Raw genomic sequence first — 15,567 nt, 5'->3', positions numbered from 1 at the left:
AAGGTCCACCCGTGGAACCCTTTTCCGGGCTTTTCGCTTGGCAGAGGGCCGCCATTTTGTAAAGATGTGGTTGCTGAACCTACATGTAGGAGTGTTGATGTCGCGTTTTTGGTTGGTCGCCCTATTGGTTTTCTCGCAGGCGTGTTCTGAGAGCATGGAAGAAGACTCCAACGCAGCTCACCCACTCGATTACGAAGAAATCCAAGACTACGAAGGTCCGGGTGACGTCTTTACACCCGTATTTGACCGCCATTTTGTCGTGACCGACACCTTTTACGAGGACATCGATAGCGTTGGCGCCGACGAACTGCAGGACTTCTTTGAGGAGACCCCGTACGGCACGCGCTCGTGGCTTGCAGATGCGCGGTTCGATGGAAAGCGAGCAGCCGACTTGATTATGGATGCCTCCGTTGAGTTTCGCATCAATCCGCTACTGCTCTTATTGCGTATGCAGGTCGAGCAAGGGTTGGTGAGCAAAACGACCCGGCCGTCTCAGACGCGCGTAGACCGTGCGCTTGGTTGTGGCTGCCCGGACAACAGGCCGTGTATGTCTCAGTTCAAAGGGTTCAAAAATCAGATGCGCTGCGGTGCTGAGACCCATCGCAAACTCTTCGACCTTTCCGAAAATGGTGGCGCTTGGTCTGCCGGTCGTACCAAACGCTCTTTGGACCCGCTCAGTGTGACACCTCGAAATCATGCCACCGCCGCACTCTATGCCTACACTCCGTGGGTGCTTCAGGGGCGAGGAGGCAACTGGTTGGTTTGGAACGTTGGCCGGCGCTTCCTGTCTCATTTGGAGGCGACGGGGGCGTATTCTCCAGTTCCGGTACCCTGGGTTGGAACGCAGTGCGCGGTGGATGCAGATTGTGGATTTTCTTCCGGGCAAAAAGAAGGGTTTTGTTTCCGGTTTGTAGACCAAGCCGATGAGGAGCGGGGTTTCTGTACGCTTCCTTGTGCCGGAGGATGTCCAGACCGTAGTGGTCAAGCCACAACGTTTTGCGTAGAACTTGAGGTTGGGCAGGGCCGCTGTGTGTCTAAGGCTGAGGATCGCAATGACTATTGCTCAGAGATTCCGGGCACGCGGGTCGAGACGTTTGAGAGATTTGTAGGAGATTCGGGTGCGTCATTGGCTTCGTCAGATGTTTGTGGGCCGGATTTCTGATCGTGGAGTCACACAGGTCGCGACATGCCTCGCGATGTTTGCAGCCCCTTCGAGCGTGTACGCGCAAACAAACCAATCCCTCGAGTTTACGAACGGCCCCGTCATCGCCTCCAATAGGCTAATTGGCCTAGGAGGCGCATTCGTCTCAATCGCTGAAGGCGCCGATTCCTACCTCTTGAATCCAGCCTCGTTTGCCGTTCGACATCGGTACGCCAAAGACGAGTTCTTTGATTGGGACTTTAGCCTCTACTGGCTCGACGGGATTCCAAACCGAGAATCATCGCCGGAGGTTGGGCTCAATCCTGGTGCCGTGGATGCGTCCGCGTATCTCGGCGCGGGCTTGGGAGTGCATTTCGGCGACCTCGGAATGGGTTTCCACATCTACAACAAGGAGTTCGTGTTCAGGAGTCAGAGTGGAGAGGAACTCCGACTCGTACAAACTTACGCCGTAGTTGGGATTGGTTACACAATTCGCGCCATAGATCTAAGTCTTGGAGTCGGGGCTACGCCCGCTACGGTATCCCTGCAGAACTCTAATCTGGAAGATATTCTGCGACTCGAAGGCACCGGGTACTCGGCAGGGGCTCAATGGGCGCCCACCCACAAGCCCTATCGGATAGGCGCGGCATACACCTCGCCCGTAATTGCAGCTGAAGAGACGTTGAGGCCGCCAGAAGGCTCCGAGTACGGGGCTGTAGCCGCCATGAACGTACCTTCTAGGATCGCCGTAGGCGCGTCCTGGATGGGTTGGGAGCGCATCTACAACCCGGAGTCGACTCGAGGCGACGCGCCCGGCAAAGCACGCACAGACGGCAGGCGTTACGTACTCGTGAGTGCAGACCTGAGCATGGAGCTTCCAACCGAGGACTCCATTTCCCCAGTTTCATTCATTGAGAATCAGCCTGAAGCTTCTGGACGAGAGGTGAGCCTTACACCAAGGCTCGGGATTGAGTCCGAGTTTCTGGCGAACAGGCTTGTGGCCCGCGCCGGTACGTATTGGGAACCCTCGCGAGTTGCGTCGCACTCGGGGCGCCTTCACGGCACTTTTGGTGGTGACCTAAGGGTTTCTGTGATCTGGGATTGGCGTCTAAACTTCGCCGTCGATCTTGCGCCGAAGTACGCAAACTTCGGTCTCGGTGTTGGCTTTTGGTACTGAGCGCCTAGAGGAAGCTGTCGTCCCAGAACTCGTCGAGCTCAAGCTCACTGAGGTTCAACTCCTCGCCATCAAAAAAGCTCGCGGCCGAGTTCTCAAGCGCGGTGAAGAGTTTCCCCACGTTCCTTTCAAGTCCAGCAATGATTTCGAGCTCGACCATTGGTTCGATTCGTTCGAGCCCATCTTTCATGGGGTCAACAAAACGTCCGTTCTTGCGAATCGTGAAGTGCAGATGGTTTCCAGTGGCGAGGCCCGTTGCTCCCACACCACCAATGGTTTCACCGGCCTTGATCGTTTCGCCTACCCGCACATCGCGCGTTATGGAAGCCAGATGTGCGTAGCCCGACTCAAAACCGTCGTGCTTGATCTTGACCATCTTCCCCGCGCCACCAGACCATCCCGCATAGGTGACCACTCCGTCTGCAACCGCCCTCACGGGTGTGCCGCGCGGCGCCGCAAAATCAACACCGTTGTGGAACTTCCGCCGCTTTAGAACAGGATGGACTCGCATGCCGAACCGGCTGGAAATCCGCACCAGCTGGACGGTTGGCACACGCTTAGCCTCGTAGTCCTCGATGGCTTCGGTGGCCCTGTAGGCCAGTCCGATCAGGGCGTCTCCGCCTTTGAGGATGAGCTCAGACTTGTTTTGAGGCCCCAGGGCTTTTGATACTTCGATCGCACCACGCTTGATGGACCTGCCGTTTTCGTACCACGGATGGTCAAGTTCAAGCGCACTTGGCTCAGGAGCACTCTCCCACGGCGGAGTGTCCTGGTGCGAAAAGGCAACACAAAAGAGCGAAACCAGAATGATGACGGCGAGTCGCTTTAACGCCAAAATTTATCCAAACAAAAGCAACAAAGACAGGAGTCTCTAAAGGAACTCCACAAAGATTTCAAGTTCTGCCGAGACTTACTCTTCTTCTGGGGTTCGCACCCGTAGTTCCACATCGCGATTCGAATCCGAATTCTCGACGCGTAGTGCACCAATGGCCTCTGGCCCCTCTATATTTGCCCGAACCTCGAGCGTCACATTCTCAAACGCGTTGAGCGTAATCGGGAGCTCCGGCGAGTCCACCAATTCAAATGCAAACTCGCCGTCTACAATCTCAAGCCCGCTGATCTCCAAATCCAAAGCATTGGAACAGTTGAATAACGTGATCTCTTGTGTTTGTGCGGTGTTTGGAGCCACCTCTCCAAAGTCGAGCGTATCAGGCAAAACCTGCATACACGGGCCAGGGTCGTTACCCGAAACGGCGATCTCGAAGGGCTGCTCGTCTGGGTCATCAGAATTGATCACGATCGTACCGCGCGCCACGTTGGTATTGTTCGGGCTAAAGACCACGTCAAACGCGTAGAGCTCGTCACGCTGCACCACGCGGGGCAGGGGCTCGGTTGGGATCAGGGCGATCGAGAATCGGTTCGAACCGGTCGTCTCGATCGAGTTCAACGTCAACGGATCTCGCCCTCTATTGTAGAGATTGACGCGGCGCGTGGCGGTTTCGTTGGCCGCAACGCTGCCAAACTTCAGAAGTTGTGGGCCTTCGAGCTCGGGGTACGGATTGATGGTCTCGAGTCGGACTTCCCACGTAGCCTGATCGGGGTCGTTGCTAATAATGGTCACCGATCCACGGTCGGTCTCGTGATCGACCGGCGTGTAGACCACATCAAACTCACGAAACGTCTGCCCTTCAACAATCGTAGTGCCATCTATCCAGTTCTCACCGGGGACGAACTCAGGCTCCGAGGTGCGATTGAACTGAGAGATATCCGCGCGCGTCAGCACCAGATCTTCATCGCCCAAATTGGTCACGGCAAAGGTCAGAGTTCGCGATTCACCGATACGAACGCTATCAAAGAGCAGTTCGGGGATGTCGATCTCCATCTGCCGCGGCCGCTGAGGCATGTCAGGCTCCACCGTGACATCAGGCGAATTCATGTCTGCGTCCTGCACGGCCTGGTCCGACTCCATGTCCATAGGTCTTGGACCCGGGCTCGTTCCGTCGTCGCTAGAACACGCAGCCAACAATCCAACAAAAACCAGAGATAACCACTTCATATCTTACTCACTCTTCTTGCCCTGGGACTCATCTTTGCGCCCCATGGCCTTGGCAATTCTTTCTTCGAGCCTCACCGCGAGGTAGGCGTCAAGGAACGTGGGATCTTCTAGCAGAGGACACCCCACCAATTCCACCCAGAGGCCCGGGCCGTCTTCGCTCGATAGCCGTGCCGGAAAAGGCTTTCGGGGCCAAACTACATTCTTTGAGTTCGGAATCCAGACCCGTGTATCCTCATTCAATAGCGCCTTAAACAAGATGTCTTGCTTCTTTTGCCCTTGATAAAATGGGTCGAGCTCTACAACGGCGAGGCAGGATTCCTGGGTCAACTTGATGAAAGCGTGCGAGTTTCGTGCGTCAAGCTTATGCGTGTCCAGGAGTTTGGAGTCCGCGTTGAAGACTTTTGCTTCTATCTCCCCACCAACAAACTCGACGACCTGTGCGTTCTCAGCCGGAACCTCGACCCTCTCATGACCTGGGATCTCCACGAAGAGCGGCTCCTTGGACATATTGAGCAAGTAGAGGTCGCCTTGCCCGTAGAGGAAGAGCCGGTACGAAAAGAAGCCGACACCGCTGAAGTGCCCGATGCTCCCAGCGGCTAGTATGACCGCGGCCAAAATGGCGACAAAGATGCCGACTTTTTTCGAGTCAAATCGTGATGGGACTTTTTCTTCAGACATGGCGCCTCAAAGGATAGCGTTGTCCCACCTTACCTTGACTGGAAGAAAAGTGAATTAAAGAGCTCCGCTTACTCAGCGACTTTGAGCTCAAGTACGGCTTTGACGACTGAGCCGGTGTCCGATCCAGCGTTATCGATCACGATAAGCTCATAGGCGCCTGCAGCGGATTTACCCACTAGGCCAGCCGATGCCAGTCGAATGTTAAGGTTGTCTTCCGAATCGCCAGGGTTCGCCTCTTGGATGACTTCACGAGTACCGTCTGGGTGAACCAGCGTAATCGAGAGATCGCCTCTCCAGCTGTGGGTGATATCGACGAATACGGATGCCTCAGCGATGAGTCTCTCGTCTTGAGTTGACGCGCTCAGTGAAAGGCCAGCCGGGTCGTTGTCCGGAATCGCTCCGGCACCACTGAACTCAAGGTCGAGCGCCTCTCCTTGTACAGGGTCGACGGGATCTTCTGGAAGGTCAGAAGCGATCGAGCAGTAGTCGGCGACATCTGACTCAACAATGGTGTCTACGGCCACGCCAGCTTGTGGGCAGCTCTCGTCGGCACTCCACGCAACCCATTGGTCTCCACGACCAAGTTCGATGGCGTGTTGGCGGAAGAGGTCGTATCCGTCGCCGGCGTCGTCACGGTTCATGAAGACAACCGGAGCCGTACACTGGGTCTCCTGGAGCTTGACGTTATAGTCCATGGCGATCTCGTACATGTTGGACGTGGACCGATTCCAGCAGCAGGTTTTTGAAGAGCCGTAATCGAGCTCAGCAAAGACATAGTCAGCAAGAGTTCTGTACTCAGCGTCTACGGTGGCTGGGTCCATGTTGAACTCTTCCTTCATCAAGACATAGAACGCGTCGAAGGCCTCTTCACGCTTGATACGTGCCGAGCAGCTCGCCGGATATTGCTGAAGGTGTTGGCGCCGAGCTTCGATCGTCTCGAGGAGAACGTCGCGTTTTTGGTCAGGGCTAAGCTCAACAAGGATCTCCTTGAAGCGCTCAGGGCGGGCCGCGATAGCCTCTTTATCCGTGCTGTTGATCCAGTCACGGGTGTGAGTGGCTGGAACGACGTTGGTCCAAGAGCCGCCAACATTCTTTGCGGTTCTCCATCGCTTGATTCCACCGTTGTTTGCTTCATAACCTTCACCACCTGTGCTGGACTTGGTGAACGCGTACTTGGACGAGCCTGGCGACTCCCAAACTGGCTGACGGCGAGGCATGGAACCCGAAGCGAGCTCGGCCTCGATCTGAGGAATCATCTCGTCACCCACCTGCTTCTGGCCGGCATCATTTCGTCGTACGACCACCATCACGTGGCCAATACCTTGAGCTTGCCAACGGTCAACCAAGACGTCACCAGCTTGAACGGCCTCCGCCTTGATATTGAAGGTGTTCGAAGGGTCGGCAAGGTTCACCGAGCCGAAATAGGCGAGCAAGATGGAGAGGAAATGGCCGGTTCGCTTGTTCAAGAAGACGCGGTCAAAATACGCACCAGCGTGAGCATCGGGGCCGATCATCGGCTGAGCGTCGTCAAACGAACCAGGAATCTTCTTTTTCGCAAGGTCCGGATCGCTAGGCCAGTCGCCGCCCGCCATCACGTCAAGTGCACGATCGCTATAGTCGCGGTAGCGGTTTTTAAAGTCAGGCATCGAGCCGTATTTGCCCGAGTCGCGGCGCATCCCAAAGTGGCCAAAGTAGATGCGGCCTTCGCGGTCACGCGCTTCCATGAAGAATGGGAGGTTGTACCAACTCGCGAATGCCACTCGAAGGAAAATGGCGACTTCGGCGCACTCAAGGGCAGGCGCAGGAAGCTCGACTCCCCATGGAGTCTTGAGCATGAAGGTATCCCTGCTGTATCCACCCTCGGTCTGAGTCTTGGGCATAGAATTGATCCACGCCTGATACTTCTGATCCCAGTTCAGGCCGCTGTTTTCGCCCCAGGCGATGCCTGCCGCGCGTGCCGCTGCCGTATTGGTGTCTTCCCACGCGTTCTTTACTTCCCAAACCGCCGTGGAAGCTGTGTCCACCGACACAGGAAGCCCGCGCTGGCCGGTGACCGCATCGTCCTTGGTAGGGGCGATCTCTTCATCCCCAGTAGGGTCAAAAAGTGTGCGTCCCCACTCATCAGCAGGAAGTTGAGATTCGGCGTCGTCAGTGCCACATGCGGCTCCGAACATCGAGATAATCAAAAGAAATATGAGCGCCCGTATTTTCATCATTAGTGCTCCAAAAAACATTGGTCCGACTTAGTAGGAGCAAAGCACGTGCCAGAGCACAGCTTCTTCTCTAAGTGGAGAGTTCACGCGTCTTTTACCAAGTTTGGTTAATTTGTCAGGTGAATTCTAACACAAAAGAGGTGGCGGATTAAACTTTAGTGGCCACTATGTTGTGGCAACTTTAGTTGCCAGGGCTGGGTCCTTGAAATCCCAAACCGTCAATTGTACCCTTCCAAGTAGTCAAAAAAACAGGCCCTAACTCGACTCTTAGCTGTTCAAATGGTCAGGGTGAAATGTCGATATCGGGACTAAGGGTCTTCCGTGATTCCAATTCTGTGATCAAAGGCGCTCAAGCCTACTGTACTTCAGTGCCAACTGCGCGAGATACACCAAATGAATGCAAAGCCGGAGCTCCGAGCGGAAGTCCTCCGGTTGGGAGTTTAGAAAAAAAATGAGGAAGATTACTTCAATTTTGTTCTTGGTTGCTTCCTCGATTGCGGCGTGTACAAGCCCAGTAGTGGAGCCCACAGATGGTTGGATGGTGGAAGAACCCGTTGAAGAGAGATCCGCAGAACAACCGGCTTCAGATTCTAATGCCGACCCCAATGGAGAGCGTTACCGTGAAGTTTGGGATATAGAACACAGGCGGGCTACAACGGGCGATGTTCAGGCTCAGCCCATCGGAGGTGTCACTATTTCGATCTACTGGCCTACAATACCCGGACCGCGACATGAGATGCCCTTTTTTCCACATTGGATGATTCCTTCGAAGACAGAAACTCGCTGGTTGATAGTCTCGTTTCCAAACTCTCCGGACCCCCGACCTCGACGTTTCAACTTCAAATGGGAAAGGTCATATTCACAGCCGTCTCCATATGTCCATCCTTGGGTTCACGGGAGTTTAATCGCAGATACCGGTTCTTTTCTTTCCCTGCGATTAACCGATCTCACCAAGGAATCAAGGCTTCCTTGGGACGAGGATATTCACAATTTTGATGAGATCTTACTTCGTCTAGAGGTTCCTTCGATGGGGCACTATTGGGAAGAAACCTGTGTGCGAGGAGAGGATAACTACAACACGACCACGCAGTATCATCACTTCATTCGGTGTCAGATTTCTCCAGAGTCCGTTTCCCCAGGCACTGAGTGGGTGCAATTACCCAGGGGCGGATCGCGTTAAACGACGCGTTGACCGAGCAATTCAATCTGTTCTTCGATCAAGTCTCGGTAGGGGCTCTCAGGGAGATGACTCAAAAGGGCAATGCCTTCTTCGGAAAGGGCCTTGATGCGGGCGCTGACGTCATCAATGGCGCCGCTCTCAAGGACTTTGCGTCTGACTTCCAAGAGGTCATCACTCTGCGGCTCATCGGAGGCAAAGACGCGTTCAAGAAGCGGAAGTAGGGTGGTGTCTTTCTCGATGCCGACCAAAACTGGCAGCGTCATTCGGCTCTGGCGCAAATCGTCCAGCAGGCGTTTGCCAAACTTCTCGTCTCCCGCGATGTCCAACAAGTCGTCACGAATCTGGAATGCAAGCCCGACCTTTCGAGCCATTTCACCCATCGCCGCTATAGTGGCTTGGTCGGCGCCACTGTAGCGAGCGGCAGCGCGAGCGGTCCATACAAAGAGGCATGCGGTCTTAAGGTCACAAATGTCTTCGTACTCACTAGTCTTTGTCATGAGCTGGCCGCGAAGACGTAGCTGCAGGAGCTCACCATTCACAAGGTCTTGAACCGCCTTGAGAGATTCGGAGAGCGTTTCGGCGGTATCCTCCTGGCGAATAAGTTCAACGGCGCCAGCGAGGCAATGATCGCCGGCCAGCACGCTCTCGGTGTTGGACCACTGAAGGCGGGCCGTAGGCTGGCCACGGCGCACCGTACCCTCGTCGATCACATCGTCGTGAAGCAGGCTAGCCGTATGGATAAGCTCCGATGCCGCCGCAAATCCCACCGGAAACGGGCCGCCAAGGCTTCCAGAAATCAGCAGAGCAAGGCGAGGCCTAATCCGTTTTCCACCGGCATTTAGGACGTGCTTGATGATCGCTGACGCTGGGCCAGCAGCGCTCGACGTCGCCTCTAAGAGGTTTTCCACGTCGTTCAATGCGTTCGATAGATCCCTCGCCGCTTCGACTTGAGAGATCAGGGTTTCCGAGAGTGGGTTCGTTGCCATATCTTTTGCCTCGTAACGGGCGTCTCCACATGGAAAGAACACTCTTACCCGTTTCGAATTCCAAAGACTAGGCACTCCCTACAAAATTTTCAAAAAAATGTGAAAGTTTCGACCTTATCCGTTTAATCTTCGCTGCAGGATCGTCGCGCGGCCCCGGATATCGGGGTCCGCATCGTTGAGCAGAGCTTGGATCTGTGCCTTGGCTTCCGGAATCTTCCGAAGACTCAGGAGGACCTCCGCCAGGTAGAGCTGGGCCTGCGAACCCGCGCCAAGCTTCACGCTATGCGCAAAAAGATCAACGCTCGCGTCAAGCTGGCCCTTTGCCCGCGCCACACACCCAAGGCCCATCCACGCAAAAGGTTCCGAAGGGTTGGTGGCGCTGAGGCCTTCAAAAATCGCCCTTGCCTCGTCTAGGCGCCCGAGCTCCAAAAGTTCTCGGCCAAGCATGGACACACTGTAGAGTTCATCTTTTTTCAGCGGCATCTTTCTTCCTCAAATCGTAAACAAACATAAGAACTTCGGCCACGGCCTCATAGAGATCGCCCGGGATCTCGTCCTCCACGTCCACGTTGATCAATGCGCGCGCAAGGTTGACGTTGCGAACGATCGGTACGCCATGCCGTTTGGCAAGGCGGCGTATCTCATCCGCTTTTCCCCCGCGCCCACTCGCGATCACCTCGGGGGCGCGCATGGTGTCTTCGTCATAGAGAATCGCCACCGCGATATGCGTGGGGTTGACCACCACCGCATCTGCCTTCTTGACGCGACTAGTGCCGGCTTCACGCAGCATCTCTTGGTGTAAGCGTTTGCGCTGACCTTTGACGTTCTGATCGCCTTCGCTCTGCTTGTACTCGTCTTTGACCTCTTGCTTGGACATCATCATATCTTGCCGATACTTACGACGAACCAGGAGGAGATCGATGATCGCAAAGATCACAAGCCCGCCCACCAAGTACTTCGCATGTTGGTAGGCGATCTCATAGAACGTAGCGATGGCCTGGATGAGCTCAAGTCGTGGTGAAAGCGCGAGTTGGCCAACATACTTTGTATAGAGCCAAGTCCCAACCCAACCCATCATGGCTAGTTTGAGCAGGTTCTTACCAAGTTCGATCAGCTTCTGCTTGGTGAACATATTCTTGAGACCGCCCGCCGGATTGAGCCTGGTCATATCTGGAATCAGCGGCTTCTTGGCGAATACAGGGCCAACTTGCACGTAGTTCACAAAGAGGGCGATCGCGAAGCTCGCCGCCAAAATGGGCGTGATGGCAAAGGCCATGACTTCTACGGAGTCTTTTAGAAAGTTGAGCAGGTCATTGTGGTCCGGCGTGCGCGCTGCAAATTCTGAGGCTTCCCTAAAGAACCCTAGAATTCGCCCGGCCGCAGACGGCCACCACGCAAGAGTGGCAACCAGCGCCGTGACCATGACGAGCATACCCGTGAATTCTTGGGATTTGGGGACATTGCCTTCTTCACGGGCTTTACGAAGTTTCTGTGCACTTGGCTCTTCTGTCTTATCGTCACTCATGGCGCGAGACTCTCCAGAAGGGCGCTGAGTGCGCGGAGTTCAAACAAGGACTCGGAAATCATCAGGTTGATGATGGATTCTAGCGAAACCATGAGGGCGAAGAGGCCGATCATGGCTTTTAGCGGCATGCCGAGAAAGAAGACGTTGACGTTGGGTGCTGACTTGTTGATGAGCGCGAGAACCAGTTCAGCCAGCAATACCGACGCGACCACGGGGAATGCCATCAGGAGCGCAACGGTGAACGACGCCCCAAAGAGCTCCGCGATCAGTGCGGCCGCCTGGGTGGTGGTGGCCGCATCCGGCAACACGTGCACAGGGACAGCTTTGTAGCTTATCAAGAGCGCCGAAATCAGGACGCGGTGGCCGCCGATGATCAGGAAGATTGCGATCCCAAGCTGAAGCAAGACATCCGCGGAGAGGCTCACGCGCTCTGGGAGTTGGGGGACCATAGCGGTGGCCATATTTTGGCCGCGCGTGGTGTCCATGATCTGGCCTGCGATACGCAACGCCTCAAAGACCAGCGCGCCCACAAACCCGATGGTCATGCCTACCAAGACCTCTTTGGCGATGATGACGGCGAGCGCCGGTGGGGAGTTCGGAAGTGCGTCTTTTGTTTGCCAGACGAGCGGCATCAAGAGCAGGGCCAGGCAAAGCGAGATGCCCATCTTGACGACTTGTGGCGTGGCTTTGCCACCCAGATACGGCACGAGCTGGACTACAGGCACAATTCTCGCCGAGATGATCATGACGAGCAGAAATCCCTCCTGAAAAACGTAGCCTGTGTTGATCAGCCCTTGCACCAGTCTACCCCATCACCGCAATGGTCTCGAAGAGCACCCGCGTAAAGCGAACGAGCTGCGAGCCGATCCACGGGCCCGTAATCACGAGACTCGCAAAAACCCCAACGAGTTTAGGAACAAACGTCAGTGTCTGTTCCTGAATCTGCGTCGTGGCCTGAATCACGCTGATTACGAGACCGATCCCCATACTCGCGAGCACCGGTGGCGCCGAGACGATCAGCGAGAGATAAATGCCCTCACGTGCCAATTGAAGCAGTAGATCTTGCATCAGACATACCCCAGCAAAAGTCCCCGAATCACCAGTGTCCATCCGTCCACGAGCACGAAGAGCAAGAGTTTGAATGGGAGGCTGACCGTGGTGGGACTGAGCATGTGCATGCCGAGACTAAGCAGGATATTGGCCACCACAAGGTCCACCAGAATGAACGGGATAAAGAGCACAAAACCTATCATGAAGGCTTCTTTGAGCTCGGTCATGACGAAGGCCGGTATCACTATCAGAAGGTCTTCTGGAGTGATGGATTTTCGCTGCTCTTCGGTACGCAATTGCAGCGAGATTTCGTAGAGTTGCACGCGCTCTTCGTCATCGGTGTGTTTGAGCAAGAAGGTCTTCAGCGGCGCTGCGGCTTCCTCGCCCAGCGACTGGTAATTCGCCACTGACGCATCAAATTCACCCGCTTCCATCTGGTCTATGGACGGCTTGCTCGCCTCCCACGCCTCAATGGCCACCGGCGCCATCACGTAGAGGCTCAGAATCATGGCCAAACCTGTGATGACCTGGTTGGGCGGAGCCTGTTGGACGCCGATAGCCGTCCTCAAAATACTCAAGACCACCGCGATCTTCACAAAGCTCGTGACCATGACCAAGAGGAAGGGAAGAAGAGCCAGGATGGCCAGGAGCGCTACGAGCGTCAGCGGGCTCTGTGATGTCCCGGGAACCTGAGCGAACGCCGTATCGGAGATCAAAGTCACCGGAAGCGCAGTCAGAAGGATGAGCCCTGCACGCTTGACCTGGTCGAGAATATTCTTGAACGGACTTGACTCAGAGTCCTCATCCTTAGGCTCGGCCTCTTCTGCGTCTTCTGATTTCGCGTCCAATTCTTCGAGTTCAACCTCATCGAGACTCAAATCGCCGAGCGCGTGCATGCCGTGCTCGCTGCTTCCCACCACCAGCACGCGTTGACCTACTTTGATAAGGTTGATGGTTCGCCTTGGCTCTAACGGCAATCGCGCGAGCACCTGCATAGGTCCCGCTTTGGCGTCTGGTGTCACCCAACGTTTAAGCCCCCATTTTAGGCTCACCCAGGCGAGTATGCAGACCGCTCCGAGCATGAGCACCATGCGGAAGAGCACCCATCCGTAGCTCGGCGTCTCCACCACGGGTGTAGCGGCCATGACCTCGGAAGAATAGATAGCGATTAAAACTATTACCCAGCGCAAATCTCGCATGAGTCTCCTTTTTACCGGGTTCCCCCCACTTTACGACTACAGGGAAAGAACGGATCTCGAATGTGACCTGAACATAGCGTGTGTTTTTCGATTGTTCAACCGATGTTTGACTAAGTGTTTGACTTCAACCCCAATAATCTTCACCCTTAGACATGGAGCAGGGTTTTATCTGTGGGAGTTTTGATTGAAGACTAACGTATGTCTAGCGATTGTTCTGTTTGGAGTGCTTGGGTGCCAGCCGCCAGAATCAGGTGGCGAACCAAGCAACGTCACCGAGCAAGAGATTTCATTGCCTGGTACGAATGCATCCAGCAGTTGCATCGAGGTTACTCAGATAACTGGCGGAGATTTGATGGCTCTCGCGGATCGCATTGCGGTCGGCGAGGTGCGAGATATCCAATTTGTTGACGAGCTGCGTACACTTGACGGCCGACACGATCCCGCTGAAGGCGAATGTCGACCATTGCTATATACGTGGACCATCAAAGTTAGCTTGGATGTTTCACAGAATATTAAGGGAAGTGGGGACACCTTGGATCTCTACCTCACCCCAAAGAACCTGCTTTGGAGAAGCTTGCCGTTGCAGAAGGTGGAGGGTCAGTGGAAGCCAGAGCTTGAGCCGGCGATTGAACTCTCAAGCACCCTCGCATGGACGGAGACGTCTGGTGTTCAGGTGGGCCAAGAACTTCTGGTATTCAGTGCTGAAGACCAATCCGGCGCAAGTGGAATTGTCTTCCCGATGGCTCAACGAACTGACGATGGTACGTGGGCGTTTCAGCACCAGCCTTTAGAGTGTGATGAGCTACCCGAGAACTTACGAGCTTCGTTCGAGCTCCAGACATTGGAAACCGAGCTAGAGTCGGATGCCACAGGCCGATTTGACTACGAACTCTCCCGTCGAGATGACCTCGTCACGATGGTGCACTCGTACTGTATTACGGGACCTGATCTTCATGACCCGATTCCAGAATCCGATGCGGGCGTTCGGTAAACACAGCGATTAAAGTTGCTCTGGCGGACACTCTGGGGGATCTTGGCTCGCGTATTTTGAGCTGAGAGGGTGTGATGAAACCGTTCTTGTTAGTTAGTTTGTTGGGGCTCGTCTTGGGCGCCTGCTCTTCCACGCCAATGCCTCGCTACGAGGTTACAGCTGCGTACGTGGTTCCCGCCGCAGACCTGGTGGTGGTTGAGGCCGAGCGCCCAGAAGTGCTCCCGTGTCCCGAAGAGGTTTGCGAAGAAGAAGAGTGGGAATATCAGGACCGCCACACCATTACGGTACATGGCGCCACAGCGCGCGTCTCAGGTCAGGGAAAGCCGGACGGGCCCACAACGCCTCTTATGCTGGTCATGGACCCAGAAGACTCGGATATCCGTGCACTGGAGTTCCCTATTCGCCCCAGATTCGCGTTGAAAACTCATCCCGACTCCGAGTTCGCGTTTGTGACACGGACGCCAGACGGAACGGGCTGGCTCTATCAGAACGAAGAACTCGGTCGCGTCGCACTCGTCAGACCGGCGGGAGCGAGTGTGTTTTCGGCCGACCTCGGTGAGAACGTCTACGTGACAGCCTCCAATACGCGGGTTCAAATCTACGAGTGGCGAGAAGACGGATTCTATTTTGCGTCGGCTCCAGTCGATAGGCCAGGTGAAGCACTCACGCTCACCAAAGTAGAGATTCCCGCTGAAGAAGGCGAAGGTGCGATGCTCTGGCAAGACGCGCAGGTCTCAGAAACCGGCACGCTCGTGGCGGTGCCCACCGAAGACAGCCGCATCGTGGTATACGATCTTGAGCGTTCGACACGCATCAAGACCTTGCAGTCCGAGGTGCCCATCGAGGCGAACTTCTTTGCGGATAGCGCCTTGATCTTGGTGCGGCGTCCGCTCCCGACTGACCCCAAGATGAGTTTCTTACCCTTGAACTCCGACGAGGAAATCGAGTTTGAGGCGCCATTTTCACCCGCTCTGGCACGACTCATTCCGGGTTCCATGGTTCGCGCCTATTTCCAGCAGGACTCCGTGATTTACCTCGGACCAGGTGGTGAGCGCGTGGAGTTTCCTCAGCCCAAGGGCGCTGTGGTTGGCAATGGCGCAAGTTTCTATCAGGTCTTTGAAGAAGACGACGCGAGTGTGCTCGTTCAGTTCAATATCTTGACCGGCGAGGAGCTTGAGCTCGCGCGATTTAGCCGCACGGCTGAGCTCCTTGGCCAAATTACCACCGGACTTGTGGTGCTCGACCTACAATCCGCACAGCCGGGCGCAGTGGTTCATATCCTCGACCTCACCAGTGATGCCACGGATATCATCCCTCTCTATTTACAATGGAGCGGTGAGCGGATCCCAGTGTATGGGCCGCCCGAGAACTGAT

14 protein-coding genes are annotated in these 15,567 nt (G+C 55.2%); 4 read left to right on the top strand and 10 right to left on the bottom strand.

Annotated features, from left to right (window positions below; translation table 11 throughout):
* The first annotated feature begins 97 nt into the window (after positions 1-97).
* Both FRD01_RS09425 and FRD01_RS09420 read left to right on the top strand, forming a co-directional pair.
* Entirely contained in the window at positions 98-1,162 is a 1,065-nt protein-coding gene (locus FRD01_RS09425) for a hypothetical protein (protein ID WP_146959141.1), read from the top strand.
* Positions 1,119-2,318 carry a hypothetical protein gene (locus tag FRD01_RS09420; RefSeq protein WP_146959140.1) on the top strand — a complete coding sequence of 400 codons (1,200 nt, stop codon included), beginning with the start codon at positions 1,119-1,121 and terminating at the stop codon, positions 2,316-2,318. Before FRD01_RS09425 ends, FRD01_RS09420 begins: the two co-directional genes overlap by 44 nt.
* 4 nt (positions 2,319-2,322) lie before the next feature.
* On the opposite strand, the gene FRD01_RS09415 is transcribed toward FRD01_RS09420, so the two are convergent.
* The 10 genes from FRD01_RS09415 to sctR all read right to left on the bottom strand — a co-directional run bounded on the left by FRD01_RS09415 (position 2,323) and on the right by sctR (position 13,202).
* Positions 2,323-3,150, bottom strand: a complete 828-nt coding sequence (locus FRD01_RS09415; RefSeq protein ID WP_146959139.1) for a M23 family metallopeptidase — start codon at positions 3,148-3,150, stop codon at positions 2,323-2,325.
* 75 nt (positions 3,151-3,225) lie between these two features.
* On the bottom strand, positions 3,226-4,371 hold the full coding sequence (locus FRD01_RS09410; RefSeq protein ID WP_146959138.1) for a choice-of-anchor D domain-containing protein: 1,146 nt from the start codon (positions 4,369-4,371) through the stop codon (positions 3,226-3,228).
* Positions 4,372-4,374: 3 nt separating this feature from the next.
* The gene (locus tag FRD01_RS09405) at positions 4,375-5,049 is read right to left on the bottom strand and encodes a hypothetical protein (RefSeq protein ID WP_146959137.1); all 675 of its coding nucleotides are present in this window, start codon (positions 5,047-5,049) and stop codon (positions 4,375-4,377) included.
* Positions 5,050-5,117: 68 nt separating this feature from the next.
* The gene (locus FRD01_RS09400) at positions 5,118-7,265 is read right to left on the bottom strand and encodes a proprotein convertase P-domain-containing protein (RefSeq protein WP_249756142.1); all 2,148 of its coding nucleotides are present in this window, start codon (positions 7,263-7,265) and stop codon (positions 5,118-5,120) included.
* Between the two features lie 1,173 nt (positions 7,266-8,438).
* Positions 8,439-9,428, bottom strand: a complete 990-nt coding sequence (locus FRD01_RS09395; RefSeq protein WP_146959135.1) for a polyprenyl synthetase family protein — start codon at positions 9,426-9,428, stop codon at positions 8,439-8,441.
* A 114-nt stretch (positions 9,429-9,542) separates the two neighbouring features.
* On the bottom strand, positions 9,543-9,911 hold the full coding sequence (locus FRD01_RS09390; protein WP_146959134.1) for a tetratricopeptide repeat protein: 369 nt from the start codon (positions 9,909-9,911) through the stop codon (positions 9,543-9,545).
* Positions 9,892-10,953, bottom strand: a complete 1,062-nt coding sequence (locus tag FRD01_RS09385) for an EscU/YscU/HrcU family type III secretion system export apparatus switch protein (RefSeq protein ID WP_146959133.1) — start codon at positions 10,951-10,953, stop codon at positions 9,892-9,894. Before FRD01_RS09385 ends, FRD01_RS09390 begins: the two co-directional genes overlap by 20 nt.
* A complete protein-coding gene (locus tag FRD01_RS09380; RefSeq protein ID WP_146959132.1) occupies positions 10,950-11,753 on the bottom strand; it encodes a flagellar biosynthetic protein FliR in 804 nt (267 codons plus the stop codon). Before FRD01_RS09380 ends, FRD01_RS09385 begins: the two co-directional genes overlap by 4 nt.
* A gap of 4 nt (positions 11,754-11,757) precedes the next feature.
* Entirely contained in the window at positions 11,758-12,021 is a 264-nt protein-coding gene (gene fliQ / locus FRD01_RS09375; protein WP_146959131.1) for a flagellar biosynthesis protein FliQ, read from the bottom strand.
* Positions 12,021-13,202, bottom strand: coding sequence for a type III secretion system export apparatus subunit SctR (gene sctR, locus FRD01_RS09370; protein ID WP_146959130.1), 1,182 nt, complete (start codon positions 13,200-13,202; stop codon positions 12,021-12,023). The genes fliQ and sctR overlap by 1 nt, the downstream gene beginning before the upstream one ends.
* 184 nt (positions 13,203-13,386) lie before the next feature.
* On the opposite strand from sctR, the gene FRD01_RS09365 reads away from it, so the two are divergent.
* Together FRD01_RS09365 and FRD01_RS09360 are read left to right on the top strand one after the other, a co-directional pair.
* Positions 13,387-14,193, top strand: a complete 807-nt coding sequence (locus tag FRD01_RS09365; RefSeq protein ID WP_146959129.1) for a hypothetical protein — start codon at positions 13,387-13,389, stop codon at positions 14,191-14,193.
* A 74-nt stretch (positions 14,194-14,267) separates the two neighbouring features.
* Positions 14,268-15,566 (top strand): hypothetical protein, encoded by a 1,299-nt coding sequence (locus tag FRD01_RS09360; protein ID WP_146959128.1) that lies wholly within the window; start codon positions 14,268-14,270, stop codon positions 15,564-15,566.
* Position 15,567: the final 1 nt, after the last annotated feature.

It is taken from the genome of Microvenator marinus, assembly GCF_007993755.1.
Taxonomy (GTDB): Bacteria; Myxococcota_A; Bradymonadia; order Bradymonadales; family Bradymonadaceae; genus Allomicrovenator; species Allomicrovenator marinus.
Note: the sequence above shows the minus strand (reverse complement) of the source record. Positions and strands in the feature narration are given on the sequence as shown.